Origin of the sequence: Prochlorococcus marinus str. MIT 9313 (assembly GCF_000011485.1) — a bacterium.
Taxonomy (GTDB): domain Bacteria; phylum Cyanobacteriota; class Cyanobacteriia; order PCC-6307; family Cyanobiaceae; genus Prochlorococcus; species Prochlorococcus marinus_D.
Genome location: NC_005071.1, coordinates 1526917 through 1553001 on the forward strand (window position 1 = coordinate 1526917; position 26085 = coordinate 1553001).

The following is a 26085-nucleotide window of genomic DNA, read 5'->3' on the forward strand; positions in this document are numbered from 1 at the left end:
AAGGTTCATAACGAATAAGACCCCGAGGAAGGGGGCTAGCAAAACTTTATCCAAACCACCACTTTCTTTTGAGATCCCATGGCAAAACAAGACCCTAACTACTGGTTGATGAAAAGCGAGCCCGATGCCTACGGCATCGACCACCTCCAAAAAGAAGGCAGCACCCTCTGGGATGGGATTCGCAACTACCAAGCACGCAATTTTATGCGTTCGATGCTCATAGGAGACAAGGCATTCTTTTATCACTCAAACTGCAAGCCTCCTGGAATCGTAGGGCTCATGGAGGTCATTGAAACCGGCCTGGTGGACCCCACACAATTTGATCCAAAAGCCAAGTACTACGACCCGAAGTCATCACCAGACAAGCCGCGCTGGGATTGCGTGCGACTGCATTATCTCGGACGCTTTAGCGAACTCCTAACTCTAGAAAGTCTGCGGGACAAATACAGCGCTGAGCAACTACCAGTGCTTCGCAAGGGCAATCGCCTCTCAATCTTGCCGATTCCCAAAAGCACTGCCAATGATCTGCTGCAATGGCTTGGACCACTTCACTAAGCCTTCCTAAAAACCAATCACTAAAGAGCTGCTCTTGTCGTCAGACCAGATACCAAGAACATATCTGGTGCTCGAACCACAACCAAACTAACGACGCTTCAGCCAAGTAAGGCGCACCCTGCTGCCACTAACGAATAAGCCAGCAGCAGCATTCAAAATCCCTGCATCAGAGAATCGCTGCGAAACATGTTGGCCACGTAAAGACGGGTGATCTCTCTTGAATCCACCCCGTTCTGCACAAGGAAGCCAGCCAAAGCTGCTTTGATCAACCGATACTGATCCCAATTGGGACATGTCTCGATAAAGCCTGCCATGGCCTCTTGCAGAGGCAGAGGCAGTTCGGCCTGGAAGCTGACCACGCCATCCTGCACAACCTCCTGGGATTGCACCTTCTGAGCTTGCACCATCGGTTGTCTCACAGTTTCTTCTGCGATCTCTTGGACATCCCTCAAGTGCATCTTGGCTCCAGAACACGACACCAGTTCTCCACACCTGAACCACTCCCGTCAAGACCTACCCAAAGACCTCATCTCAATCAATCTCATGGCGAGAACAACGCCCTGACAGCCTTCCTCAGCAAGGTTGTCAGCATGCAGTCTCGATGGGAAGCAAGAACGATCCACGTCAAGGGGGCAAGCATCTAAACAGACCTTTTTCCACATGCTTGAGCCGAGAGGGCGATTCGAACCTGCAAGCTGTGGAAAAACTGTGAATTACCTTGTGCAAGCTCGGGGAAAGATCAATGATCCCGCTATCGATCAGCCTCTCTAATCATTGATCAAAGTCCCAGGTGGTTCTCATCGCAGTGGCCATCGCTTGCGCAGCAGGTACCGACCAACATCCTTCAGCGCCACGGGCCTTCTCGCCATCGCCCTGCAAAATCACCTGCAAGCTCCAGCTGTGACGATCACCATCCAGACAAGCCCACCACGGCTGACGTTCCATCTCCAGGCAGACAGATTCCTCTGCCAGCAGCTGATCAACAAGCTGCTGATGTTGATCAGTGAGTTCAACAACCAGAGACTGCAAACACTGCCACTCATCTTGAGTGAGCTCGATAGCCCAGCCTTCCCCTCCAATCAACACTGGGAAGGCTTTCCTAGCAGGGTCCCTGGCAAGTCGCCAGCCAGGGCCCTCCTGTTGAATCATCACCTCAGCCAGGCAGCAGATCCGGTTGGTCCTGCTCGTCGCTTAGTTCAACGATGGCTCGCTGAACCGGCTTCACACTCGATTCCTCCAAAAGGCCATCAAAATCATCGAAACGGCGCTGCTTCGCCCGAAACGCAATTCGAACCGTAGTGAGGTAGCGGTTGCTCGACTGACGGATGAGACTCTCCCCACGCTTGGCAAGGTCTTTGGGTTCCACTCCCGATGTGATCACAGAAACTTCTTATCTATCAAGGTCACTGTAGGCGAGCGCTGCTCAGCATTAGGCCAATAGATCACTGTGAAAGGGCACATGCATGGGATAGCTCCGTTGTAAAGAACCCGGCACCCGCAAAACAATCTGCCTGCCAAGTCCCAAGGCCGCCAAGGGAAGCCTCAGATGGCTCAGCAAGGCGCTGACTTCCTCCAAGTGCTCTGCATCCACACACTCAATCCGGATGCTCCCCCAACTGCGGGTCATGCGGCAATCGAGCAGCGGTTCGAGCTCTACCTCAATGCAAGGGTCCTCTCGATAAAAAGAGAGCACCAAGCGCTGCAACCGATCCATCGTCATTGTCTCTTAGCCTAGTAATGACTACAACCTGGCCATGGCCATGGACATGCCCCCAGAGGGCGAAGAAAAGCTTCAGGTTTTCCAACAAGTTGGCACCCTTGCCATTGACCTTGGGAACACCACCACGGTTGTGGCCTTCCAGGCTGAACGTGCTGCCAGCCCTCAACTCCTCGATCTCCCACCAATCAGCCGTCGCCCAGGAGAAGTCCCAAGTTTGATCTGGGCCGGCCAAGGCAATGACCCCAACCCTCTAGTGGGGCAGCAAGTGGACGAAGCAGGCCTGGTGGGGCAGGGTCACACAAGCTTGAGCAGAGACTTCAAGCGCTGGATCGGTGCACCTCATCCAAGCAAAAGCGATGGCTCTTGCCTCTCGCCAGAACAGGCCGGAGAAATCTTGCTGCAGCAGATCTGGCGCCGACTCCCTCCCCATATCGAGGTGCGACGTCTTGTGCTCACTGCGCCAGTGGAGAGCTATCGCGCCTATAGAACCTGGCTGAATCAGGTCTGCACAACACTGCCGGTTGAAGAGATCGCCCTGGTTGATGAACCCACCGCTGCTGCCATGGGTGCCGGCCTACCCCCAGGCTCCAAGCTGTTGGTGATGGACATCGGTGGCAGCACCATTGATCTATCCCTCGTGGCCCTCGAAGGTGGTGAAGGACGGGCGGCTCCAATCGCCCAATTACTTCGATTTGCTGGCCAAGATCTTGAGGACAGCAGCAAACAAGCCCTGCGCTGCGCACGCGTGCTTGGCAAGGCTGGACTGAAGTTGGGTGGACGGGACCTCGATCATTGGATTGCCAATCATCTTTATCCCGACGTTCCGCTCTCAGAAACACTCCTCAATGCTGCAGAGAGGCTCAAATGCCGCCTTAGCCAGGTGGATCTTCGCGCTGAGGCCACCCAGCTGGAGATTGCCGCCGATTCAGAAGGCAATGAAGTCCTGCCTCTACGTCTCTGCCGCAGGGAGCTGGAAGAGCTGCTCATCGCCAGAGGCTTGCTTAACAGCCTGGCCAGCCTGCTCAATGAAACCCTGGCAAGGGGGCGTGGCAATGGTTGCGAACTCAAAGACCTACAGGGGGTCGTAGCCGTCGGCGGCGGCGCACAAATCCCCCTCGTTCGCAGTTGGTTGCAGCAGCAAACACAACCAGCCCCACTCCTCACGCCTCCCCCCATAGAGGCCGTTGCTGTTGGAGCCCTGCAACTCACACCGGGGGTCAAAGTTCAGGATGTACTGCACCGCGGAGTCTCTCTGCGCTGCTGGGATCAGCGAGGTGGCCAACATCATTGGCATCCGCTGTTCCTCGCTGGTCAGCCCTGGCCAACAACCGCCCCCCTTGAGCTTGTGCTGGCCGCCAGCCGGATCGATCAACTGGAGCTAGAGGTGGTGCTTGCTGAGCCAGACATCAACGAGAGCCATGAGGTCATCTACATCGATGGAATGCCAACCCTGCAATCAAAGCCAGCAGAGCGCAAACTACATCCCTGGCCAGGAACCTGCCCTTCAGCTTCGCTTGCACTACAACCACCCGGTCAGCCGGGGCAAGACTGCCTGAGGTTGCAATTCTCCATCGATGACGATGCCCAGCTGCAGATGGAGGGGCTAGATCTACGCAGTGGTGAGCGGCTAGGCAAGCAAAAGCTTGGCACCGTGCAGTAACTGATTCATCCACGCCAACCTCAACGCAATCCAAAGGCAAGACGACCATGGGCTGAACTGGCCTCTGTCATCAAGACGAACAACGCAGATGCATGAACACAAAGTTCACCAGCTCAGCGTGTTGTCCTCATCAAGGCAACTGGCGCAAGTAAACACCCTCTTCTCCATCCACATCAGAGAGGCGCAATTCGATGCTTTCCGTGCGACGAGTCGGAACTTTGCGACCACAGAAATCTGGTTGAATCGGCACTTCCCGATGCCCGCGATCCACCATCACCAACAGCATCACCCGCTGAGGCCTGCCCCAGGCCTGAAGAGCTTCAAGAGCAGCGCGCACTGTGCGTCCGGTAAAAATCACATCATCCACCAACACAACCTCTCGCCCCTCAACGCTGTTGGGGAGATCGGTGGGTTGCACCATCCGAGTACCGACTCGACCCAGATCATCACGATGAAAGGTGGGGTCCAAACTTCCCTGATCAATGCTATGGCCAGCAATGGGTTCCAACTCTTTGGCCAAGACACGAGACAGATGCACCCCTCGCGTAGGAATTCCCAGGAACAAAAGCTCCCGGCTATCAGCAACAGACTCGAGTACTTGAGAAGCAAGGCGCGAAAGGGTGCGACCGAGCTCCTGTTCAGAGAGGATCTCAACCCGTTCATCACTACCTTTGTCGATCATGGTCGTGACGATTAAGACGTGAGTTTATGCCGATCTTCTCTTGCCTCCAACATCAATCAATGCGTAAAAGCTGACGGAAGTCAGCACAAATGCAGACCAAGACCAAAGGAGGAAGTAACTTCAATCTGGAGAAGTCCTTAATAAGCAATAGCCCCGTGTGAACATGCCCAGCAGCAGTTCCGGAAATTCAAGGCATTTCAGCCGAGTTGCACCTGTAGTGCTGGCGATCCTTGATGGCTGGGGACATCGTGAGGAAGTTGAGCACAACTCCATCCGTAGTGCTGAGACTCCAATCATGGATGCCCTATGGCATGCCTACCCCCACACCCTGATCGAAGCCAGTGGTGCCGCTGTCGGGCTGCCAGACAACCAGATGGGCAACTCTGAGGTCGGTCATCTCACCATCGGTGCTGGCCGGGTGATCCGTCAGGAACTCGTTCGCATCAGTGAAACCGTACAAGCCGGAAGGCTGGGGCAAACTCCTGCCCTGATTGCCCTAGCCGAACGGTTGCGCAAGTCTGACGGCACGCTTCACCTGTTGGGACTCTGCTCCGATGGCGGAGTCCATAGCCATATCAACCATCTCTGCGGTCTTTTGCACTGGGCTGCCGCCGCTGGGCTCAACAAAGTGGCAGTGCATCTCATCACCGATGGACGAGACACCCCGATTCAAAGTGCAAGCAAATACCTACACCAAATCGAAGACGCCATCAACGCCAGTGGAGTAGGTGAGTTAGCCAGCCTCTGCGGCCGCTATTGGGCCATGGACCGTGACCACCGCTGGGAGCGCACGATCAGGGCCTATGAGGTACTCACCGACCCAAATCAATCGATCAGCAGAGTCACTGCCGAAGACGTTCTTAGCGCAAGTTATGCCAACGGAACCACCGACGAATTCCTAGAACCCACACGTCTTAGCAATAACTACTTCAAAGACGGGGATGGCCTCGTGATGTTCAACTTCCGTCCTGACCGCGCCAGGCAATTGGTGCAAGCCCTCACTCTTCCAGACTTCGATGGTTTCCCTCGAGCCAATCAGCCCAGCCTCGATGTCGTTACCTTCACCCAGTACGAACACGATCTCCCTGTAGGAGTAGCATTCCCTGCCGAATCACTCGACGATCTGCTCGGTCAGGTGGTCTCTGAACACGGCCTACGCCAATACCGCACCGCAGAAACAGAGAAGTATCCCCACGTCACATATTTCATGAATGGTGGCATCGAACAGCCACTAGCAGGCGAGGAGCGTCATCTTGTGCCATCCCCCCGCGTGGCTACCTACGACCTGGCTCCAGCGATGGCTGCTGACACGCTGACCGAGAGTTGTGTGAACGCGATTGAGAGTGGTGTGTATTCACTGGTCGTCATCAACTACGCCAATCCAGATATGGTTGGGCACACCGGTGTGATGGGAGCCGCTCAGGAAGCCATCAGCACCGTGGACCGCTGCATCGGCCGCTTGCTGGATTCGACCGGACGAATGGGCGGCACTCTGTTGATCACGGCAGACCATGGCAATGCCGAACTGATGCAAGGTTCAGATGGTCAGGCTTGGACGGCTCACACCACGAATCCCGTACCTGTGATCTTGGTAGAAGGAGAGAAACGCAAGCTGGCTGGCTACGGCAATGACATCCAGCTGCGTGAAGGTGGTGGCCTGGCTGACATCGCACCTACGCTGCTGCAACTGCTTGATTTACCTAAGCCCGATGCCATGTCAGGCTTATCGTTGATTCAAGCCATTGATTCACCAACGCCCTCTGCACGACTCCCTCAACCCGTTTGAGGCGAACGATCGCGAGCCGAAGTCAGAGCATGATCAACACATCCCTAGACTGAGGCCATGATTATCTCTGTTCTCTCCTGGGTCTGGGTCGCTTCTGGCGTTCTCTTGATGTTGTTGGTCCTGTTGCATAGCCCCAAGGGTGGTGGCATGGGAGGGATATCCGCTAGCGGCAGCTCCAGTTTCACAAGCACCAGCAGCGCCGAGGCAACCTTGGACAGGATCACCTGGACATGCCTAGCCATCTTCCTCACTCTTGCAGTGATCCTTAGCGCTGGCTGGCTCACTTGAGCTGAGCTTTGATTCCTCCGTAGGCAAGCAAGATCATTACCAAAAGGATTGAACAAACATGTGATTAACCTCGCCAATCGAGATCGAACTCATCACCATGTTTTTGCATGCCAAACTACAACTTAACCCCTCCTGCATAACTCAGAAGTAAGGAAGCTAGTGGAATACACCTCAAAGCAAAAAAGAAATTTGAGGATGGCGACAGGAAGGGAAGCAGGCCTATCCAAACTCACCGCGATTTAGCATAGACATAGTTTATTCAAAAGATTGCCTGCCTTAAGTTATTATTCAAAATAGGCAATTGTCATCGATCAACAACATGCTCTGACCTAAAGCAGCAGTAGCAATGCAAAGGTGATCTTGAGCACAACAAGAATCTCATCACTGAGCCAACAAAGCAATTTTAGTGATGATCAAGCAAGCACAGATGGCTCAAATAAAACATCAAGCTATGTTGTATACGATAAGCGGCAAAAACAATAAAGAGAGGATCTCTGATGCATAGAAGAAGAATTACAATACGCTTCTGCGGCTTACAATGAATACAACAACAAAGCGAAGGGATGAAAAAATCAAGCATCAAAGCTTCTGGCACCCAAAAGCAAGTCAAAACTCCTTTGCTAAAATCAAGAGGCTAAAGACTATGCCACAAATGGGATTCAAGCTATAATCAAAGCGTCGGCAATGGCGACTTGCTCTACTGATTTCTTATCGACAAGACATTTATCGGAAACCCAAAATGGCAAAGGCACCAGAGGAGAAAACATCAAAGGCGCCAGAAGAAAAGATCACAACCGATACAATCATCTTACTTCTTATCAGGATTACTTTTATTATTTTTGACTCATTGAAAAGGCTTGTCTCTCTGCTTAATGCTGGGGTAACGAAAGACACACAAACGGATGAAAAGCAAATAGTTCCCGCCAAGGAGTCAAATGATAAGCTAAAAGGATTACTCAAGAAAGAATTGGTCGACCTAGTCATTGCCTATGAGAAAGAAACAGGTATTGACCATCAAAGCGTCAAATAATTAGCCAGTCTGCAGCTCAGCGAGAGGCTGCCAACCCATTCAGTGGCATTCTTGCCAAAAATCAGTGCTCCATAAAAAATCATTTACCCTGAAAAGCAAATGCCTCCCAAAGGAAAAGAACTTGCAACAATCATAGAGAAGGCTTCTCCTTTATATGATTACTGGAAATCACAACAAAATGAAGAAGATGAAAAGGCGAGATTGTCAAAGGCAAGCTCAAGCAATCGGGCTGCATATCTATTTAAAGAAGAGCCATACAAATGGGAGAATCTCTATCAAAGTATTACCAGGGAGATTACAAGAGGTGACCGAGACTCAATCAGAGGCCTAAGGGTCATCCTAGATACGATCAACAGTTCAGAGAAAGAAAAGATGCTGAAAGCATTTGCCGACCACAAAATTATTACCGAAGAGATACTGTTGCTGGTCAAACAGGAAGACGCAAGCAAAACATCAACAAAGAAGAATTTATTTAGATTTGCACGCATACTATTTGCGATCTTTACTAATCCATATTGCATCGAAATGAAGCGCCCAAAAGCGCACATTTACGAACGCACTGGTGCCGCTGTCTATGCATTAAGGAAAGCGATATCATGAACATATCTAGAGTAAATTTAGCTTCAAATTGATGCTTGCAATGCAAGCATCAAGGCAGCAATGATCATGCCTATTGATCAGCACAACTCGCTCATAGTTGCTACCAGTGATTGTCCTTCATATCGAAAAAAAGCACCCAGAAGGGTGCTTTTGATCTGTTCTTGATGACATGTGACTTGTGGGACTCCGAAGAGTCCCGGCTTTGATCAGTAGTCGAAGTCACCACCCATGCCGCCACCGCCTGCAGGAGCTGCCTCCTTCTTCTCGGGCAAATCAGCAACGATGCACTCAGTGGTCAGCACCATGCCAGCAATCGAGGCCGCATTCTGCAAACCAGAACGGGTGACTTTGGCAGGGTCAACAATGCCTGCAGCAAGCATGTCGATGTAATCCCCAGTAGCAGCGTTATAGCCGTCACTGATAGGCCTGCTCTTGACGTTCTCGGCCACGACAGCACCATTGGCGCCTGCATTCTCAGCAATGCGCATCAAGGGAGCAGCCAGGGAAGCTTCCACAATGTTGGAACCAATCAGCTCCTCACCGCTGAGGTTGCTATTAGCCCACTTCTGCAGATCAGAAGCGAGGTGAGTCAGTGTGGTGCCGCCACCTGGGACGATGCCTTCCTCAACTGCTGCCTTGGTGGCGTTGATGGCGTCTTCAAGACGGAGCTTCTTGTCCTTCATCTCGGTTTCGGTGGCAGCACCAACCTTCACAACAGCAACGCCACCGGCCAGCTTGGCAAGTCGTTCCTGCAGCTTCTCCTTGTCGTAGGTCGAGTCAGTCTCGTCCATCTGCTTTTTGATCTGCTCGCAACGCCCTTTCACCGCCGTCTCATTGCCTTCGGCAACGATCGTTGTGGTGTCCTTATTGATGGTCACACGGCGCGCTGTACCAAGCATTTCCAGCTTGGCATTGTCCAATTTAAGACCGGCGTCTTCGGTGATCAACTGACCATTGGTCAGCACTGCCATGTCTTCGAGCATGGCCTTACGGCGATCACCAAACCCAGGCGCCTTCACGGCAGCCACATTCAGCACACCACGAAGACGATTGACCACCAAGGTTGCGAGAGCTTCCTTCTCAATGTCCTCAGCAATGATCAGCAGGGGCTTGCCAGTGCGGGCAATCTGTTCGAGCACAGGCACCAGATCCTGTACCAAGCCAATCTTCTTGTCAGTGAGGAGAATGTAGGGCTCATCCAGCACAGCCTCCATCCGCTCAGTGTCAGTAGCGAAGTAAGGGGAGATGTAGCCCTTATCGAAACGCATCCCCTCGGTGACCTCCAGTTCAGTGGTCATCGACTTGCCCTCTTCAAGAGAGATCACACCTTCCTTGCCAACTTTGTCCATGGCGTCAGCAATCATCTGACCCACTTCCTCGTCGTTGCCGGCAGCAATGGTTCCACACTGAGCGATGGCGTTGCTGTCACTGATCGGCTTGGCGAGCTCCTCAATCTTGCTCACGAGGAAGTCGGAAGCCTTGTCGATCCCCTTTTTCAAGGAGATTGCATTGGCACCAGCCGCCACATTGCGCAAGCCGGCCTTCACCATGGCATGGGCCAAAACAGTGGCTGTTGTCGTGCCATCACCTGCAGCGTCATTGGTCTTCGAAGCTGCCTGACGGATCAGAGCAACACCAGTGTTCTCAATGTGATCTTCAAGCTCAATCTCTTTAGCGATGGTGACGCCATCGTTGATGATTTGGGGTGCACCAAACTTTTTCTCAAGCACCACATTGCGGCCTTTGGGCCCCAGTGTGACGGCCACGGATTCGGCCAGGATGTCAATGCCGCGCTCAAGGGCACGTCGAGCTTGCTCGTTGTAAATAATGCGCTTAGCCATGGGAGGCGTTGTCCTTTAAAAATGATGGATTTGGTCAGTTGAAAGCCGGTGGCAGCTGAAAGTCAGAGTCAGCCGCAAAGCTCAGTTGACGACAGCAAGGATGTCCTTCTCGGACAACAGCACGTACTCATCTGTGCTGAGCTTGATGTCTGTACCTGCGTACTTGCTGTAAAGAACCTTGTCACCAACTCCCACTTCGGGGGCCTGGCGGGAGCCATCGTCATTGCGCTTTCCAGGGCCAACTTGAACCACCTCGCCCACCTGGGGCTTTTCCTTGGCGGTATCAGGCAAAAGGATGCCGCCCGCAGTTTTCTCCTCTGATTCAGAGACTTTCACAAAAACGCGATCTCCGAGAGGCTTAACGGTGGAGACGCTGAGAGAAACAGCTGCCATGGGTGTATTGAAAGAGCAAGAACAGGGCGCCGAAGCACCACATAACGACCTGGAGTAGCACTCGTGGCCATTGAGTGCCAACCCTATGTGTGTTGATGCTGTGCCGACTAGTGGATACCTGTGCGGGTCACCGAACCCTGAGAAGATCTCGCCATGCAGTGGTAATGTTGCGCCGCTCTGAAAGGGAATGCGTTAGACACGCAACCCCTTGCAAAACTCTATTTTCTTATGGCCGCTGCAGCTACCGCCACCGCCGGCACCAAGGGCGTCATTCGTCAGGTGATTGGCCCGGTTCTGGATGTGGAATTCCCTGCCGGCAAGCTGCCCAAGATCCTCAATGCCCTTCGCATTGAGGGCAAGAACCCATCCGGTCAGGATGTTGCCATCACTGCCGAAGTGCAGCAACTCCTCGGCGACCATCGAGTGCGTGCGGTCTCCATGAGCAGCACGGATGGTCTGGTTCGTGGCATGGAAGCCCTCGACACCGGCGCTGCAATTTCCGTGCCCGTTGGTGAAGCCACTCTGGGCAGGATCTTCAACGTGCTCGGCGAACCAGTTGATGAGCAGGGTCCTGTTACAACCGATGCAACTGCCCCGATTCACAGACCATCACCAAAACTCACTGAGCTAGAGACCAAACCAACAGTTTTTGAAACTGGCATCAAGGTGATTGATCTCCTGGCTCCTTACCGTCAAGGCGGCAAGGTTGGCCTCTTCGGTGGTGCCGGTGTTGGCAAGACCGTGCTGATTCAGGAGCTGATCAATAACATCGCCAAAGAACACGGTGGTGTGTCTGTCTTTGGTGGTGTGGGCGAGCGCACTCGTGAAGGCAACGACCTCTACGAGGAATTCAAAGAATCCGGAGTGATCAACTCCGACGACCTATCGAAGTCGAAGGTAGCTCTTTGCTTCGGGCAGATGAATGAGCCCCCTGGCGCCCGGATGCGCGTTGGGCTTTCAGCTCTCACCATGGCTGAGCACTTCCGCGACGTGAACAAGCAAGACGTGCTGCTGTTCATCGACAACATCTTCCGTTTTGTGCAAGCCGGATCAGAAGTTTCTGCTTTGTTGGGTCGCATGCCTTCCGCCGTGGGTTACCAGCCCACCCTTGGCACCGACGTTGGTGCACTTCAAGAGCGCATCACATCAACCCTAGAGGGATCGATTACCTCGATTCAGGCCGTCTACGTTCCCGCTGATGACCTCACCGACCCCGCACCAGCCACAACATTTGCCCACTTAGACGCCACAACTGTGCTGGCTCGTGCATTGGCCGCCAAGGGCATTTACCCAGCTGTGGATCCTTTGGATTCCACCAGCACCATGCTTCAGCCATCAGTTGTTGGTGATGAGCATTACCGCACAGCACGAAGCGTGCAGGCCACACTCCAGCGCTACAAGGAACTGCAAGACATCATTGCCATCCTTGGTCTCGACGAACTCTCAGAAGATGATCGCCGCACAGTAGATCGAGCCCGCAAGATTGAGAAGTTCCTTTCCCAGCCTTTCTTTGTCGCCGAGATTTTTACCGGCATGTCCGGCAAGTACGTCAAGCTGGAAGAAACCATCGCCGGCTTCAATATGATCATGTCCGGTGAACTAGACCATCTCCCTGAGCAAGCCTTCTACCTGGTTGGCAACATCGACGAGGTCAAAGCTAAGGCCGAGAAGATGGCTTCAGAAGCAAAGGGTTGAAGCCCAGCGGGGAGTGAGACATCTCCCCGCTAATCACTTTCATCCCCATTCAGTTTCTCCACGTCAAACCCAAGCCTCCGAACCATGTCTCTCACCCTCCGCGTTCTGGCACCTGACCAGAGTGTGTTCGACGGCACTGCTGAAGAGGTGATTCTTCCTAGCACCACAGGCCTGATTGGCATCTTGCCAGGCCACATATCGCTTGTCACGGCCCTGGATATCGGTGTGATGAGGGTTCGAGCCAATGGGGCCTGGAACTCCATTGCCCTGATGGGTGGATTCGCCGAAGTTGAAGCAGACGATGTCACAGTGTTGGTGAATGGTGCCGAACTCGGCAAGAGCATTGATGCAACAACTGCTGAAGCAGAGCTGGAACAAGCCAAGGCCAAAGTGAGCCAAATGGAAGGCCAGGAACCCTCAACCGAAAAAATAAAGGCACAACAGAACTTCAATCGCGCCCGAGCACGAGTTCAAGCCACTAAATAAGCAAATCCATAGGCAGCTGCTGAGGACATTGAGTTGACGCTGCAGCTCTTACTCGACAGCGCAGACCCAAGCAAATGGGAAGCATGGCTTCCCACAGGTCTTTTTGCTGGCATCACAACCAACCCAACACTACTGAGACGAGCCCAACAACCCTGCCAACTTGATCATCTCAAGAGCTTGGCTGCTGCCGCCGAACGACTGGGTTGTTTAGAGCTGCATCTTCAAGCATGGGGAAAGCATGCCATCGAGCTAGCAGAATGCGGCGCTGCCTTGGCCCAATTGACGACACCAGCTCTCACTATTCACGTCAAACTGCCGATTACCCAAGCAGGAAGCCAAGCAGCCAGCACCCTGATCGCAGCAGAAATCCCCATCACATTCACGGCCTGTTTTGAAGCTCCCCAGGTCTTGATCGCTGCAGCCTTGGGTGCTCAACACATCGCCCCCTACCTCGGACGGATTAACGATCAAGGCCGTGATGGCTACACCGAATTGATAGCAATGCAACGAGCCCTAGAAGGAGTTGGCAGTAGCTGCAAACTCCTGGTGGCTAGTTTGCGCAGTCGTCGTGATCTCAGCCATTTGGCGGCAGCAGGAATCGACACCTTCACGATCAGTGCTGAGCTGGCTGAGGAGCTGTTTGAGGTTAAGGCCACCTTGGATGCTGCTGCTGCGTTTGAGCAAGACGCATGCTCTGGAGCCTGAACTACACGCTCGCCCATGCAGCCTCCGCTTCAGTTTCCCCATTAAAAAACTCCGCCTTAAAGGCGGAGCCGGTCTGCAGAATTAATTCGTTCGGCTGGCTTGATTAAGCCGTACCGCAAAAGGTGACATCTGGGAACTTGAGCTTGGCTTCTTCGAGATTCTTACCCTTGCCCTCTTCCTGCCAGTAGTTGATCACTTCCGTGGCCTTATTGAGCACCTCAACGCGCTCGTTATCGGTGATCCAGCTCTTTCCTTCTAGCTCACCTTTCAGTGTTTCCCATGCATCTTCGCGAGGCCAGAAAAAGTAAGCCGTAAGAGGGCTGGGGCCACCGCCAACGATTTGATCAACAGCCAGAGCAACGTTGTCTGGCAGCCACAGAATCTTCAGCAAGAAACGACCTTCATCGGCCTTTGGGGTATATCCAGAAGGCACACCATCAGCATCGATCGTTGCAGTCGCTAGAGCAGCACTGCCACCACGCATCACAGGTCGGCCTTCCTTGGGCTCCTCCTTGGGTTGCGCCTGATCCTCAACGACCTCCGTCGTGGCCTGTGGATGTGCCTCAGCCACCGCAGCGGCCGTGCTCGCGACCTCTTGATCAGCGGCAGCGCCTTCGGAAACCGTCATGCTCTCTGCGCTCAAGGAATCTGAACAAACAACTAACCTAACAGTCGCTCAACACTCTCTATCCACTGAACCTGCAAGGCCTGCTGCTGTTTGACATCGACGGCGTGATCCGCGATGTAGCAGCCAGCTACCGCCGTGCCATCCAGGAAACAGTGCACCATTACAGCGGCTGGCGGCCCAGCGTCGCTGAGATCGACGCACTCAAAACAGAAGGCATCTGGAATAACGACTGGGACGCCAGCCTGGAGCTCCTCAGACGTGATCAGAAAAGCCGTAACCAAGCCCTAGAGCTACCGAGCCGCGAGCAGCTCATAGAGGTGTTTAGTCGTTTTTATTTTGGCGGTGATCCCAATGGCGACCCCAGCAATTGGCAGGGCTTTATCCGCAATGAGCCACTGCTGGTGAATCACAGATTCTTTGAGGAGCTAAGTTCGCTCGGCTTCGCCTGGGGGTTTGTTAGCGGTGCTGAGCCTCCTTCTGCCCGCTTTGTATTGGAACAACGCTTGGGGCTCAAGCATCCAACCTTGATCGCCATGGGCGAAGCACCTGATAAACCAGATCCCACTGGCCTGCTTCAACTAGCCAGCCAACTTGCTGGTAGGAGATTGGGTCAAGGCGTTCCAACAGTCGCCTACCTAGGCGACACGGTGGCCGATGTGCGCACAGTGATCAATGCCCGCCAGCAACAACCCGAGCAGCAATGGATGAGCTTGGCAGTCGCGCCACCCCATTTACATGGGATCGAGCAACAAGAAGCACGCAACGCCTATGAAGATCGACTGAAGCAGGCCGGCGCCGATCACATTCTGAGCTGCACAACCGATGCGATCGAGACCCTCAAAAACTGGTAAACATGCTGCTCAGGGATTTGGTTGGAAGCATGGCTAATGCTTGAGAGCTGATGCCATCAGCCCATGGCTCGAGCCAAACGCTTACTGCCGTCTGGCTGCAGTTTGAACATCACGCTCAGGTGCAACAGCCGTCAGTTATTGATTGCTAAAGGGCTTAGCTCTAATGCCTAAATATCTTATTGGCAGTGCTCAATAAAACCAAGCAGAAATTTGCGTTCGATGTGAACACAACCGAATAAACACCAACAAAGTTACCTGAAGACGCTACAAAGACTTGAGCTGGATTCATTCCCTAGAGGAGTGATCAATGTCACAGCAACACTTGAGAACGATCATCATCTAGGATTTTGATTAGAAAGATAGTGAAGTCGTCAAGAGGAGAAGCCTCCTCACAAAAACTTAAACACCATGTCTACCAATCTTCTAGGTCAACCTCTTTCGCAAGCCTTATTAAGGCAAATCAATGGCGGCACTGGCCATAAAGCGAATCTTGCCAAACTTAAGGCACATAAAAACTTAAATGAGAATCAGCTGGGCACTATTGCGAATATGGAAAATCCTCATGTTCAAGGAATGATGTGCGTGTGCACTCTTTGCATACCACTAGAGGGTCGTTTTTAAATCTCTACTCCTTCCAAGTAAAAGGCGCTTCGCTATAGTTTAGTTTATTAATCGAGATCCCTAAATCTTCTACAGAAGACCATTCTGGCATTCTCGCCGATAGCCTCTTATTTTTAATGATCCAATAAATATCCTTACCCATATTGACTGAGCAGTTGTACTTATCAGTGTTTGTTGCTAATGCCAACTTTTGTTTGCGCTCACTCTGGACCCAATGTTCCTGCTAGTTGCAGTGCACCTTGAAAACCCTAGCTGAACTTCAAAGCATCTTTGAGATTGATCTCCATCACGCCCAGATCTGCTGCATTGCCCTCTTCTTTTTCTTGAGCGGCTACTGGTTGGATCGAAGAGTTAGGAAGGGCTAGAACAGCAGCACCAGCAAGAGATAAGGACAAACGAACGAAACTCTGCACTAAGGTTAAAAAAATAATTTGAAGATATTGCTGGTAATTAATAGTTCTGCATCTTCGCTGAAGATACTCCGTTGACCGGCACTAAAAAACAACTGCAGCAATGGATCTCGCCAGAGCAACAGTGACTCCCTTATCGCTGCATTGCTTCAACACTTTTCTCCGCTAACGATGTGAGCACCTCATTCCCCTGCTCACTTACCAACACATCATCTTCAATACGAATGCCGACCCCCTTCCAACGATCAGCAATCGCAGGCTGCCCATCCGGCACTGGCAAACGGTCACTGACATACAAACCCGGTTCCACTGTTAACACCATGCCGGGCTCAAGATCCACCGGATGCTCACCAAGGCGATAGGCGCCTACATCATGAACATCAAGGCCCAGCCAATGGCCAGTGCGATGCATATAAAGGTGTCGGTAGGCCCCTTGTTCAATCAGTCCATCAACACTGCCAAGCAATAAACCCAATTCCACAAGCCCTTCGACAAGCACCCGCACCGCAAGATCATGCACGCGATCAGCAGTGCCACCCGGTCTTACCTCAGCGATCGCTGCCTGCTGCGCTGCTAAAACCAGCTCATACAGAGCGCGTTGCTCTGCGCTAAAGCGTCCGTTAACAGGGAATGTACGAGTGATATCTCCGTTGTAGTAATCAACGAGCGAACAGCCTGCATCGATCAGCACCAGCTCGCCATCAACAAGCGGAGCATTGTTAGCGGTGTAATGCAACACGCAGGCGTTATCGCCGCCGGCCACGATCGATCCATAGGCAGGGCCGCGCGCGCCTTGCTCAAGAAAATGCTGCTCGATTACAGCCTGCAGCTGTCGCTCATTCATGCCCGGACGCGCCGTATTCCGAACCAGCTGATGAGCTTGCGCAGAAATCCGAGCCGTCTCACGCATGCGCTCGATTTCCTCTGCTCCCTTGCGCAATCTCAACTGATGGATGAAAGGGCAAGGGGCCACAAGACCAAGCGCTGATACGCCGCTGCGTGGGGCCTGATCGAGTTGCTTAGCCCAGGCCTGCAGAACCAGTGGCTCCACATTTGGGTGCTTACCCACCCTGAAGCCAATCGCTTCGGCGCCTTTGAGGTAATCGCCCAACAGCTGAGGCAATTCAGCTATTGGATGAGCACGATCAGCGCCAAACTGCGCCACTGCTCCCTCGACACCCCAACGGAAGCCATTCCATACTTCAGTAGTTGGCTCTTTGGGTTGCACAAACAGCACAAAACGCTCACCTTCGGGCCGATAGGGCAAAAGCAAAGCCACCGCATCAGGCTCATCCAGACCCGTGAGATACCAGAAGTCACTGTTTTGACGAAACGGATACTCGCAATCGGCGTGATGCGTCACGAACGAAGCCGCTGGAATTACCGCTGCCACTCCCCCCAATTGCGCCATCAAGCAAGTGCGACGCTGATGGAAGATACACAGATCGGTCACGGCAAGAGACACAACAGCATTTGGACGTCAGGATGGCAGCAGAACACCATGCAGGGGGAACCCTCCATGCCATCGTCCGCCATTAGCGGATCACCACTAATCCTGATGCCTAAGACGGTCACACTGCGTGGCCATGATCAGGAGTGGCAAAAGCATTTACGACTTGTCGTGATCAACCACGACATCCTTACTCCCCCCCGCCAGGCATGAGCAACGACCTGCTGGTCTTAACGCTATTGGTCGTTGTCGTTATCACCGGTTCTGCCTTGTGCTCAGGTGTGGAGGCAGCACTGCTCACAGTGAATCCTGTGCAAGTGCATGAGCTGGCCGCACGGCCCCAACCAATCGCTGGCGCCAGACGCTTAGCCCAACTCCGTCAACGGCTGGGTCGCACTCTGTCTGTACTGGTGATCGCCAACAACGGCTTCAACATTTTCGGCAGCCTGATGCTTGGCGCCTTTGCGGCTTATGTCTTTGAGAAGCACAACATCAGTGATGTGGCCTTGCCGTTGTTTTCGGTAGGTCTCACATTGCTCGTGATCGTGCTGGGCGAGATCCTGCCGAAATCCCTCGGCAGCCGCCTGGCCCTCTCGGTTTCCCTCTCCAGTGCCCCAGTGCTGCACCTGCTTGGCCTGCTGATGCGTCCTGTAGTGGTGTTGCTCGAGCGGTTATTGCCAGCAATTACCGCCGAGAACGAACTGAGCACGAATGAGAATGAAATCAGGCTGCTGGCAAGGCTGGGGTCGCAAAAAGGGCAGATCGAAGCCGATGAAGCTGCCATGATCGCCAAGGTGTTCCAACTCAACGACCTCACAGCCCGCGACCTGATGATCCCCCGGGTGGCAGCTCCCACCCTCGATGCTGCTGCCAACCTTGAAACACTTCGCCCTGAACTGCTCACCCACAACGCCGAGTGGTGGGTCGTGCTTGGCAAAGAAGTCGATAAAGTTCTGGGCGTGGCCAGCCGCGAAAGGCTGCTCACCGCCCTTCTGCAGGGTCAGGGTCACCTCACCCCTGCAGACCTCAGTGAAACGGTGGAATTTGTACCTGAAATGATTCGCGCCGATCGACTACTCACTGGCTTCCGTCGTGACAACAGCGGCGTGAGAGTGGTGGTTGATGAGTTCGGCGGTTTCGTGGGCGTGATCGGTGCCGAAGCTGTCTTGGCCGTACTGGCCGGCTGGTGGAGGAAATCAAGCTGATGACGCCCCCCCCCCCCTCCACACCCGAGCGCTGTCACCTTCTACTCAGCCAGTGGGTCAAACAACTATCGCTGAGTAACCGCGAATACAACCAATTCGCTGGGGAGCTGATCGCACTCAATCGCCAACTCAAGCGATTGGAGCAGCGTCGGTTGCGCATCGCAGTGTTTGGTCGAGTAGGAGTCGGCAAATCAAGCCTGCTCAATGCACTGCTGGGCCAGAACATCTTTGCCACCGATGTAGCCCATGGCTGCACCCGTCACCAACAAGCGGTGGATTGGTGCCAACCGATTAATAATCTTGATTCTGTAGAGCTGGTCGACACTCCAGGCATCGATGAGATCGCTGCTGCCGGCAGGGCACGGCTAGCGGCGAGGGTAGCTCTGCAGGCCGATCTGGTGCTGCTGGTTCTTGACAGCGACCTCACCAGCGTCGAAGCAGCTGCCCTCAAGACCCTGCTCAAAAGTGGCAGGCCGATCGTGCTTGTGCTCAACCGCTGCGATTGCTGGTCGCCAGAGCAGCGCAATGCACTTTTGGCAAGTATTCGCAGCCGCCTACCCGCTGCAGCTCTCCAACTACAACTCCATGCTGTGGCCGCCGCGCCACGTGAGCCCCAGCTTCGTGCTGATGGCCTTGTGCGTAGCAAGATCTGCCCCCCTCAAGTGGAGCCGCTGCGCAAAGCCCTGATTCAGCTGCTGATGGAGCAGGGTGAGTTGCTTTTGGCTCTCAATGCCTTACGCCAGGCCGATCGTTTTTACCAGGTCCTCAAGCGAGGACGGTTGCAGCGAAGCAAGGCTGCAGCCCAAGGCTTAATCGGCCGTTTTGCCGCCATCAAAGCTTCCGGTGTGGCGGCCAATCCTCTAATGCTGCTGGATCTAGCCGGAGGTATGGCTTGTGACACTGCTCTGGTCGTCAAGCTTTGCCAGCTCTATGGCCTGCAGATCGGCGGCCCTGCAGCCCGGCAACTACTCGGCCGACTCTCAAGCCACAATGCCCTTCTAGGAGGTGCTCAGTTGGGCATTCAACTGGCGCTCAGCGCAGTGCGTCAGTTGCTGCTGCTGGCAGTTCCCTTCACTGGCGGTTTAAGCCTGGCGCCAGCAGCCCCAGTTGCCCTCGCTCAAGCAGCCCTCGCCGTGCATACAACACGACGCACCGGCCGCCTCGCAGCACGAGAACTACTGCTTGGCAGCCAACGACGCGAGGCCCAACCCGCTGCACTGCTAAGGCGCCTGGCTGCCAACGACCCTCAAGTCCGGCGCTGGCTGATCGATTGGCCAGAGCTGGCGGCCAACGAAGCGTGCCAACTTCAGACCCTGCTTCCATGAGCAAGCAACAGGGCACCATCGCCCTGTTTGGCACCAGCGCCGACCCCCCAACCTGCGGCCACCAAGCACTGTTGGAAGGCTTGGTGGCGATGTTCCCAAAGGTCGCCACCTGGGCTAGCGACAACCCGATGAAACGCCACTGCGCCCCATTGGAGAAGCGAAAAGCTCTGTTGGCTACTTTGGTGAAGGCGATCGCTAATCCGCAGCTAGAGCTGATGCAAGAACTCAGCAGTCCATGGGCGATCACGACTCTGAAACGTGCAAACACACGCTGGCCTAGCAACGAATTGGTGTTTGTGGTTGGCAGTGATCTGGCCGGCCAAATCCCCCACTGGAAAGATGCTCGAGCTGTCTTGCAACTCGCCCGCCTCGCCATTGCTCCTCGTCAAGGTTGGCCACTACAGCTACAGCAACTCGAAGCCCTGGAATGCTTGGGTGGTCGTATCGAGCTGCTACCAATGCAAATCCCCGCCACCTCAAGTTCTGAGGTGCGCAGTCAACCCAAGCCGGCCCAGATCCCTGCAGCATTATGGCCATTGGTTCTGGAACACAACCTCTACGGCCTCGCCACCAGTCCCTGATGCGCCTTGCTCTAGCCCAGCTCAATCCACTTGTAGGCGATCTGGCTGGCAACGGCGAAAAGATTCTGGCTGCCTGCCGTGAGGCTGCTGATCTCGGTGCAGATCTGGTACTCACGCCTGAGCTTTCCCTGTGGGGATATCCACCCCGAGATCTGTTGCTTAGCCACAACCATCTCGTTCAACAAAGCGATGTACTCAACAAGATGGCGAGCATCCTGGCCCGCGAAGTCCCTGATCTGGCAGTGCTCGTTGGCCTAGCTGAGCAAGCCCATGACCCTCAACTGCCCCAGCTCTTCAATGCTCTAGCCCTGATCAAAAGCTCCCAATGGCAGGTGGTAGCTCGCAAGCAACTGCTACCCATCTATGACGTTTTCGATGAAAAACGCTATTTCCGCCCGGCAGGAACTCCGGCTGTCTTGGAGTTTGAACGCGATGGGCGTCGCTGGCGTCTTGGGCTCACAATCTGCGAAGACCTCTGGGTGGAAGAAGCACTGCAGGGCAAGCGCATTGCCGGCCCTGACCCCATCGCAGCGCTACTGCCACAAAACATCGACCTACTGCTTAATCTCTCAGCTTCGCCATTCAGCCAATCCAAAGAACTTCTGCGCCAGCGCTTGGCCGCTAGGGCTGCGCAGAGACTGAGCGCTCCGGTGATCTATGTGAATCAAGTGGGCGGCAACGACGAGCTGGTCTTTGATGGCGCCAGTTTCGTCGTCGATGAGCATGCTGAACTTGCCCTGCAATTGCCCAGTTGTCGCGAAGCACTAGCCATCTGGGATGCAACCTCTACAGCCACCCATCTCGACATCCCTACGATCGAACCACTGGAGAAACTATTCCGGGCATTGGTTCTAGGTGTGCGTGACTACGCCGGCAAATGTGGCTTTAAGCGTGCACTGCTTGGCCTCAGCGGTGGCATCGATTCGGCTCTCGTGGCCGTGATCGCTGCAGCGGCGGTAGGTGCCGATCAGGTGACATCCCTACTAATGCCCTCACCCTGGAGTTCAGCCGGTTCAATTGATGATGCCCTAGCCCTCGCCAAACGACTAGGGATGGCTACCCACACTGTGTCGATTGCGACCTTGATGACGAATTTTGAGGCCGCCCTCATCCCTCCTCTCGGCAAGCCACCCGAGGGCGTTACTGCAGAGAACCTCCAATCCCGCATCCGCGGCACCTTACTGATGGCATTGGCCAACCAACAAGACCAGCTGCTGCTATCCACTGGCAACAAATCTGAACTAGCAGTGGGCTACTGCACCCTTTATGGCGATATGAACGGCGGCCTAGCCGTGATTGGAGATGTCTACAAAACCAACGTCTTTAGGCTCTGTGATTGGCTTGACAGCCCTGCCGCCGAAACATGCCGCAAAGAGGTAGGACTACCAACTAAAGGCGAACTGATCGGTACGACAATCCGCCAAAAGCCTCCCAGCGCCGAATTGCGCCCGAACCAACGCGATAGCGATTCACTACCCGACTACGCCCTCCTCGACCCTCTGCTTAAAGCTCTGATTGAAGAACGCCTCAGTACGGAGCAACTTGTCAGCAGAGGACATGACCCTGCCCTAATTGGGAGGGTGCAGCAATTACTGCGACGGGCCGAATTCAAACGACGACAGGCCCCACCCCTGCTGAAGGTGAGTTCACAGGCCTTTGGCAGCGGCTGGCGGCTACCGATCGCCGCCGAATAATCACCACAAAACCTGGTCAGGCTGTCCTGATGTCGCCAACCTAAAAGAAGTCATTGGCGTCCATGGACTCCTCTCTTCTTTCGGCCCCAATAGCCAGCATCGGGGTACCGACCGAAATTAAAGCCGATGAGCTGAGAGTGGCTCTTACTCCTGACGGGGTGAAAGAACTGGTCACCAAGGGGCTAGAAGTAAGGGTTCAGGCTGGCGCCGGGGCTGGAGCAGGCATTGGTGATGAGGCCTTCGCTGATGCCGGTGCCAAGCTTGTTAAACGCGAGGAGGCCTGGGCAGCCCATCTCGTCGTGAAAGTGAAGGAGCCTCAGGAAGAGGAATTCGGTCTACTCAGGCAAGACATGGTGCTCTTCACTTACCTACACCTAGCCGCCTACCCGAAGGTGGGTGAAGCGCTACTCAATGCTGGCACCACCGGCGTGGGTTACGAAACGGTGCAACTAGAAAACGGCAGCCTGCCGCTACTGGCACCAATGAGCGAAATCGCTGGCCGTCTAGCCGCACAAGTGGGCGCCCATTTGCTCGAACGACCTCATGGCGGACGCGGCTTGCTAATCGGAGGCTGCACCGGCGTGCAACCAGCCCGGGTGGTCGTGTTGGGCGCTGGCACCGTGGGCTGGAATGCAGCCAGGCTGGCCGCCGCCATGGATGCCGAAGTGATGCTGCTAGACCGCTCACCTGAACGGTTGCGCAGCCTTGAGGCAAGGCGCCGCGGCAGGCTGATTAGCGTTGTCAACAGCCGTGGCCTGCTGGAGCGACTCATCCCCACTGCAGACCTTTTGATCGGTGCCGTCCTGACGCCCGGAGGCCGAGCACCCACCCTCGTCGATGAAGAGATGGTGAAACAAATGAAGCCCAATTCAGTGATCGTGGATGTAGCGATCGATCAGGGAGGTTGTGTGGCCACCAGCCAAGAAACCACCCATACCCATCCCACCGTGACCATCCACGGCGTCCAGCACTACGCCGTCGGCAACATGCCAGGTGCGGTGCCTTTTACCTCCACTGAAGCTCTGGTGAGTGTGACCCTGCCCTACATCCTTGGCATTGCCGGGCGGGGCCTTGAGGAGGCCGTCACCGAACGTCCCGAACTTCTTTCCGGGCTCAACACAATTCAAGGCTCCGTTTGTCATCCGGGTGTCGCCAAGGCCCTAGGGCTACCACCAAGGCACCCAATGGCATGCTTACGCTAAACAGCCTGCACCACAAAACCAGCTCTCAAAAACACCGCTTCGCAACGCTTTTAATCAGCCTCACGACATTGGCGTATCAGGGCTGGATGAGATCTCACTCAACCGATCCAAAGGCCTCTGCAGGGAGTCCTTCGCAATCCCCTCCCTGAGAGCCAATAGTAATCCTGCCGCTTCCGCATAACTACTAGCTCTCTGCACTCCGGATGTGATTCCCAGAGCCTCTGGCGTCACCTTCAGCACGCTCGGGTTGGTCACGGTGATCAAAGGGACACCCCGCTCCAAGCACGCCAACACCGCTTCACCGCCAAGAGCACCCTCCGGGGCCACTACCGCACCAAGCTGCTCAGCATGCAACAGCTCTGCTCCTGCCGGCAATGCCTCTTCAATTGTGAGTGGCACCAGATCGGGTGCGCGACTTAATCCCACCAATACACAGGCCAAAAATGTATAGCCCAACTCCTCACCAGCAGCACGTGGATCCAAAAGTGGATCGCATGGCAGTGGAGACAAAGCCGGCGCATGAGCGCAAGGCAAGCCGAGCTCACGCACCAACAAATGGCTAATCACCGCCTCGGCACCGGCAAGCGCATCAACACCACTGCCCTGGCGATAGGCCCTCAGAGCCTCGCTTTGAGGATCCTCCGGGAAACGGGCAACCACAGCGATTGCGCTGGCACCGGCATCGCGAAGCTGCTCGCCAGCCCGCAGCAGCGCATCGGGCTGGCCTAATTCACCCCAGCTCGCCCCACTACTCCCCTCGCGTAAGCGCACCTCCAAGGGAACGTCTGTGGTGACCACTGGCCCGAGATTCAAGCCAAGACTGGCGCGACAACCCTCAGCAACCTGCCATTGCCTCTGCCGCAACTCCGGTTCGATGCCAGCATCCAACAACAGACCAATCCGTTGCTGACGCACAGGTCGCAAGCCAAGCTCACCAGCAGCAAAACGATCCAAGCTGTAGCCCTCGACGTATTGAATGCGCGGGTCGCTCCAATAAAGCGCCGCTCCATTGATCACATTCGGATGGGTGATCAAGCAACCGCTAGCTGCTGCTAACAGCCGAGCACTAGGCAAAGCATCACCGGCATAGCCACCAATCTCACAGCCAATCCCCGTAGGCACCACCAGCAAGGTAGGCAATGGAGGCGGGATCGATACGCTTGCAGAGAGAAGAAAAGAAGGGATCAAAACGTCATCCCCTTACGTGTCAGAACTAACCACAACCGCCTCAATCTTCAACTTGCGAGAGTGGTCACCAGTGGATTCAACTGCTGTGATCGCCCATCGCAAGGGCTCGCCATGTGCAGCGAGCTGTTCTCGTAACCAGGGCCGCAACTGATGCAAAGGCAACTGCGCAGACCAGACCAGCTCAAGCTGCATCACACACAAATTCAAGCTCACTTCAGATGCTCACCAAACTGGGCTTCATTGAAGACATCCTGCCACCACAAAACTGGCAAAAAACGCTGTGCTCCGAGCCATCAATCTCATTGGTGTCAGCAAACCTACGCCAAAAGCTGTGACAGAGATCCAGATCAAAATGCATCATGCTGCTCAAGCCTCTCAGGAGAAAGGCTCAACACTCAGGCCACCGTTGAAGTCACTCTCGAAAAACACCGCCAAGATCACTGCTCACCCGTTCTGCATCGCAAAAACTCAAAGCATCAAAAAGCCGGTCTCAAAAGACCGGCTCACTGAAGTTAAATCAAGCGCAAAACTAGGTACAAGACCCACCTACAACTTCCAGAATCTCCTGAGTAATTGCTGCCTGACGTGCTTTGTTGTAGTCAAGCGTGAGAGTCTTAGCTAAGGCCTTGGCGTTGTCGCTGGCATTGTTCATCGCCGTCATCCGACTGGCCAACTCGGAAGCCGCCGATTCCTGGAGGGCACGCAGCATCTGATTTTGCAGATAGAGAGGCAACAAAGCATTGAGCAGTTGCTCAGGACTCTGTTCAAAAATGATGTCCGAAGGCAGAGGAGGCTGCTCATTAGCAGGCCCAACACCTTTCTCAACTGTGAGACGACTATCCTTTGTCGTCAGCCGGAAGATCTCATCATCGGCCTCGGCGATGCCCTGGGGATCAAGCGGCAAGAGGGTTTGCACCACAGGATTGCAGCTCACAAGGTTAATGAACTTGGTGTAAATCACCTCGATTCGATCTGTACTTTGAGAAAGGAATTCGGCTAAAACCTCAGTGGTGATCGACTCTGCGTCGTCAGAGGTTGGAACTTGCTCAAGGCCAGTGAAGGTAGCCCGAATCGTGTACTGGCTTGATCGATTGCTGAAATAGGTGATTGCCTTGCGACCAATTAAGACAAGATCAACCTTGTATCCCTGGCCATTCAACTCGGCATAGCGCTGCTCAGTGCGCTTAATGATGTTGGAGTTGTAGCCTCCGCAAAGGCCACGATCACCTGTAACAGCAAGCAGGGTAATGGTTTTGAGATCGCTGGTCTTCAAGAGAGGCGCATCTGCCATCTCAAAACTCATTCGCGATTGAATGTTCTCCAACACGCGAGCCAACCGGTCGGCGAAAGGGCGACTTCGCAACACCTGTTCCTGTGCTCGACGCACTTTCGCAGCCGCTACGAGACGCATCGCCTCAGTAATCTTTCTGGTGTTCTTAACGGAAACGATCCGGTCGCGGATGTCCTTGAGGTTCGCCATGGATAGGGT

The 26085-nt window shown here is 54.4% G+C and carries 30 protein-coding genes; 17 read left to right on the forward strand and 13 right to left on the reverse strand.

Annotated features, from left to right (window positions below; all coding sequences use genetic code 11):
• Nucleotides 1-78 precede the first annotated feature (78 nt).
• Entirely contained in the window at nt 79-555 is a 477-nt protein-coding gene (locus AKG35_RS07680; protein WP_011130807.1) for an EVE domain-containing protein, read from the forward strand.
• 152 nt (nt 556-707) lie between these two features.
• Here the strand turns inward: AKG35_RS07680 and AKG35_RS07685 are convergent, their stop codons facing one another.
• The 4 genes from AKG35_RS07685 to AKG35_RS07700 form a co-directional block, all read right to left on the reverse strand.
• Nucleotides 708-962, reverse strand: a complete 255-nt coding sequence (locus tag AKG35_RS07685) for a DUF2811 domain-containing protein (protein WP_052646236.1) — start codon at nt 960-962, stop codon at nt 708-710.
• 364 nt (nt 963-1326) lie between these two features.
• On the reverse strand, nt 1327-1704 hold the full coding sequence (locus AKG35_RS07690; protein WP_011130809.1) for a DUF1818 family protein: 378 nt from the start codon (nt 1702-1704) through the stop codon (nt 1327-1329).
• Between the two features lie 4 nt (nt 1705-1708).
• A complete protein-coding gene (locus AKG35_RS07695; RefSeq protein WP_011130810.1) occupies nt 1709-1936 on the reverse strand; it encodes a DNA-directed RNA polymerase subunit omega in 228 nt (75 codons plus the stop codon).
• 48 nt (nt 1937-1984) lie between these two features.
• Nucleotides 1985-2269 (reverse strand): hypothetical protein, encoded by a 285-nt coding sequence (locus AKG35_RS07700; protein WP_041384554.1) that lies wholly within the window; start codon nt 2267-2269, stop codon nt 1985-1987.
• A gap of 40 nt (nt 2270-2309) precedes the next feature.
• Between AKG35_RS07700 and AKG35_RS07705 the strand changes: the two genes are divergently transcribed.
• Entirely contained in the window at nt 2310-3935 is a 1626-nt protein-coding gene (locus tag AKG35_RS07705; protein WP_011130812.1) for an Hsp70 family protein, read from the forward strand.
• A 130-nt stretch (nt 3936-4065) separates the two neighbouring features.
• Here the strand turns inward: AKG35_RS07705 and pyrR are convergent, their stop codons facing one another.
• Nucleotides 4066-4617, reverse strand: coding sequence for a bifunctional pyr operon transcriptional regulator/uracil phosphoribosyltransferase PyrR (pyrR, locus tag AKG35_RS07710; RefSeq protein ID WP_011130813.1), 552 nt, complete (start codon nt 4615-4617; stop codon nt 4066-4068).
• Nucleotides 4618-4780: 163 nt separating this feature from the next.
• On the opposite strand from pyrR, the gene gpmI reads away from it, so the two are divergent.
• The 4 genes from gpmI (at nt 4781) to AKG35_RS07730 (ending at nt 8321) form a co-directional block, all read left to right on the forward strand.
• On the forward strand, nt 4781-6403 hold the full coding sequence (gpmI, locus tag AKG35_RS07715; protein WP_011130814.1) for a 2,3-bisphosphoglycerate-independent phosphoglycerate mutase: 1623 nt from the start codon (nt 4781-4783) through the stop codon (nt 6401-6403).
• A gap of 57 nt (nt 6404-6460) precedes the next feature.
• Nucleotides 6461-6691, forward strand: a complete 231-nt coding sequence (gene secG / locus AKG35_RS07720; RefSeq protein WP_011130815.1) for a preprotein translocase subunit SecG — start codon at nt 6461-6463, stop codon at nt 6689-6691.
• A 739-nt stretch (nt 6692-7430) separates the two neighbouring features.
• Complete coding sequence (locus tag AKG35_RS07725; RefSeq protein WP_041384555.1) at nt 7431-7721, forward strand: hypothetical protein; 291 nt, start codon at nt 7431-7433, stop codon at nt 7719-7721.
• A gap of 99 nt (nt 7722-7820) precedes the next feature.
• Nucleotides 7821-8321 carry a hypothetical protein gene (locus tag AKG35_RS07730; RefSeq protein ID WP_011130816.1) on the forward strand — a complete coding sequence of 167 codons (501 nt, stop codon included), beginning with the start codon at nt 7821-7823 and terminating at the stop codon, nt 8319-8321.
• 206 nt (nt 8322-8527) lie between these two features.
• Here the strand turns inward: AKG35_RS07730 and groL are convergent, their stop codons facing one another.
• Together groL and groES are read right to left on the reverse strand one after the other, a co-directional pair.
• Complete coding sequence (groL, locus tag AKG35_RS07735) at nt 8528-10162, reverse strand: chaperonin GroEL (protein ID WP_011130817.1); 1635 nt, start codon at nt 10160-10162, stop codon at nt 8528-8530.
• Nucleotides 10163-10243: 81 nt separating this feature from the next.
• The gene (gene groES / locus AKG35_RS07740) at nt 10244-10555 is read right to left on the reverse strand and encodes a co-chaperone GroES (protein WP_011130818.1); all 312 of its coding nucleotides are present in this window, start codon (nt 10553-10555) and stop codon (nt 10244-10246) included.
• Nucleotides 10556-10783: 228 nt separating this feature from the next.
• Between groES and atpD the strand changes: the two genes are divergently transcribed.
• The 3 genes from atpD to AKG35_RS07755 all read left to right on the forward strand — a co-directional run bounded on the left by atpD (nt 10784) and on the right by AKG35_RS07755 (nt 13441).
• Nucleotides 10784-12250, forward strand: a complete 1467-nt coding sequence (gene atpD, locus AKG35_RS07745) for a F0F1 ATP synthase subunit beta (protein ID WP_011130819.1) — start codon at nt 10784-10786, stop codon at nt 12248-12250.
• A gap of 84 nt (nt 12251-12334) precedes the next feature.
• Nucleotides 12335-12736 (forward strand): ATP synthase F1 subunit epsilon, encoded by a 402-nt coding sequence (gene atpC / locus AKG35_RS07750; RefSeq protein WP_011130820.1) that lies wholly within the window; start codon nt 12335-12337, stop codon nt 12734-12736.
• A 33-nt stretch (nt 12737-12769) separates the two neighbouring features.
• On the forward strand, nt 12770-13441 hold the full coding sequence (locus tag AKG35_RS07755; protein ID WP_011130821.1) for a transaldolase family protein: 672 nt from the start codon (nt 12770-12772) through the stop codon (nt 13439-13441).
• Nucleotides 13442-13544: 103 nt separating this feature from the next.
• Here the strand turns inward: AKG35_RS07755 and AKG35_RS07760 are convergent, their stop codons facing one another.
• The gene (locus AKG35_RS07760; RefSeq protein ID WP_011130822.1) at nt 13545-14069 is read right to left on the reverse strand and encodes a 30S ribosomal protein PSRP-3; all 525 of its coding nucleotides are present in this window, start codon (nt 14067-14069) and stop codon (nt 13545-13547) included.
• A gap of 65 nt (nt 14070-14134) precedes the next feature.
• Here AKG35_RS07760 and AKG35_RS07765 point away from each other — a divergent pair, with 65 nt between their 5' ends.
• On the forward strand, nt 14135-14920 hold the full coding sequence (locus AKG35_RS07765; protein WP_011130823.1) for a TIGR01548 family HAD-type hydrolase: 786 nt from the start codon (nt 14135-14137) through the stop codon (nt 14918-14920).
• 408 nt (nt 14921-15328) lie between these two features.
• The gene (locus AKG35_RS13225) at nt 15329-15541 is read left to right on the forward strand and encodes a hypothetical protein (protein ID WP_041384559.1); all 213 of its coding nucleotides are present in this window, start codon (nt 15329-15331) and stop codon (nt 15539-15541) included.
• Between the two features lie 248 nt (nt 15542-15789).
• On the opposite strand, the gene AKG35_RS12980 is transcribed toward AKG35_RS13225, so the two are convergent.
• Both AKG35_RS12980 and AKG35_RS07775 read right to left on the reverse strand, forming a co-directional pair.
• Nucleotides 15790-15954: a hypothetical protein gene (locus AKG35_RS12980; protein WP_328284555.1), complete on the reverse strand. Its 165-nt coding sequence runs from the start codon at nt 15952-15954 to the stop codon at nt 15790-15792.
• Between the two features lie 130 nt (nt 15955-16084).
• Nucleotides 16085-17362, reverse strand: a complete 1278-nt coding sequence (locus tag AKG35_RS07775; RefSeq protein WP_011130824.1) for an aminopeptidase P N-terminal domain-containing protein — start codon at nt 17360-17362, stop codon at nt 16085-16087.
• Nucleotides 17363-17380: 18 nt separating this feature from the next.
• On the opposite strand from AKG35_RS07775, the gene AKG35_RS07780 reads away from it, so the two are divergent.
• From AKG35_RS07780 to ald, 6 genes are all read left to right on the forward strand, one after another.
• Entirely contained in the window at nt 17381-17614 is a 234-nt protein-coding gene (locus AKG35_RS07780) for a hypothetical protein (RefSeq protein ID WP_236069571.1), read from the forward strand.
• Entirely contained in the window at nt 17611-18606 is a 996-nt protein-coding gene (locus AKG35_RS07785) for a CNNM domain-containing protein (RefSeq protein WP_011130826.1), read from the forward strand. Before AKG35_RS07780 ends, AKG35_RS07785 begins: the two co-directional genes overlap by 4 nt.
• Nucleotides 18606-19931: a DUF697 domain-containing protein gene (locus AKG35_RS07790; protein ID WP_011130827.1), complete on the forward strand. Its 1326-nt coding sequence runs from the start codon at nt 18606-18608 to the stop codon at nt 19929-19931. Before AKG35_RS07785 ends, AKG35_RS07790 begins: the two co-directional genes overlap by 1 nt.
• The gene (locus AKG35_RS07795; protein ID WP_011130828.1) at nt 19928-20512 is read left to right on the forward strand and encodes a nicotinate-nucleotide adenylyltransferase; all 585 of its coding nucleotides are present in this window, start codon (nt 19928-19930) and stop codon (nt 20510-20512) included. The genes AKG35_RS07790 and AKG35_RS07795 overlap by 4 nt, the downstream gene beginning before the upstream one ends.
• A complete protein-coding gene (locus AKG35_RS07800; RefSeq protein WP_041384560.1) occupies nt 20512-22206 on the forward strand; it encodes an NAD+ synthase in 1695 nt (564 codons plus the stop codon). The genes AKG35_RS07795 and AKG35_RS07800 overlap by 1 nt, the downstream gene beginning before the upstream one ends.
• Before the next feature lie 62 nt (nt 22207-22268).
• The gene (gene ald, locus AKG35_RS07805) at nt 22269-23408 is read left to right on the forward strand and encodes an alanine dehydrogenase (RefSeq protein WP_011130830.1); all 1140 of its coding nucleotides are present in this window, start codon (nt 22269-22271) and stop codon (nt 23406-23408) included.
• A gap of 60 nt (nt 23409-23468) precedes the next feature.
• Here the strand turns inward: ald and AKG35_RS07810 are convergent, their stop codons facing one another.
• The 3 genes from AKG35_RS07810 to AKG35_RS07820 form a co-directional block, all read right to left on the reverse strand.
• The gene (locus tag AKG35_RS07810) at nt 23469-24596 is read right to left on the reverse strand and encodes a DUF3326 domain-containing protein (protein WP_011130831.1); all 1128 of its coding nucleotides are present in this window, start codon (nt 24594-24596) and stop codon (nt 23469-23471) included.
• A 12-nt stretch (nt 24597-24608) separates the two neighbouring features.
• The gene (locus AKG35_RS07815; protein WP_011130832.1) at nt 24609-24809 is read right to left on the reverse strand and encodes a hypothetical protein; all 201 of its coding nucleotides are present in this window, start codon (nt 24807-24809) and stop codon (nt 24609-24611) included.
• Nucleotides 24810-25125: 316 nt separating this feature from the next.
• Complete coding sequence (locus AKG35_RS07820; protein WP_011130834.1) at nt 25126-26076, reverse strand: F0F1 ATP synthase subunit gamma; 951 nt, start codon at nt 26074-26076, stop codon at nt 25126-25128.
• Between the last annotated feature and the right edge of the window lie 9 nt (nt 26077-26085).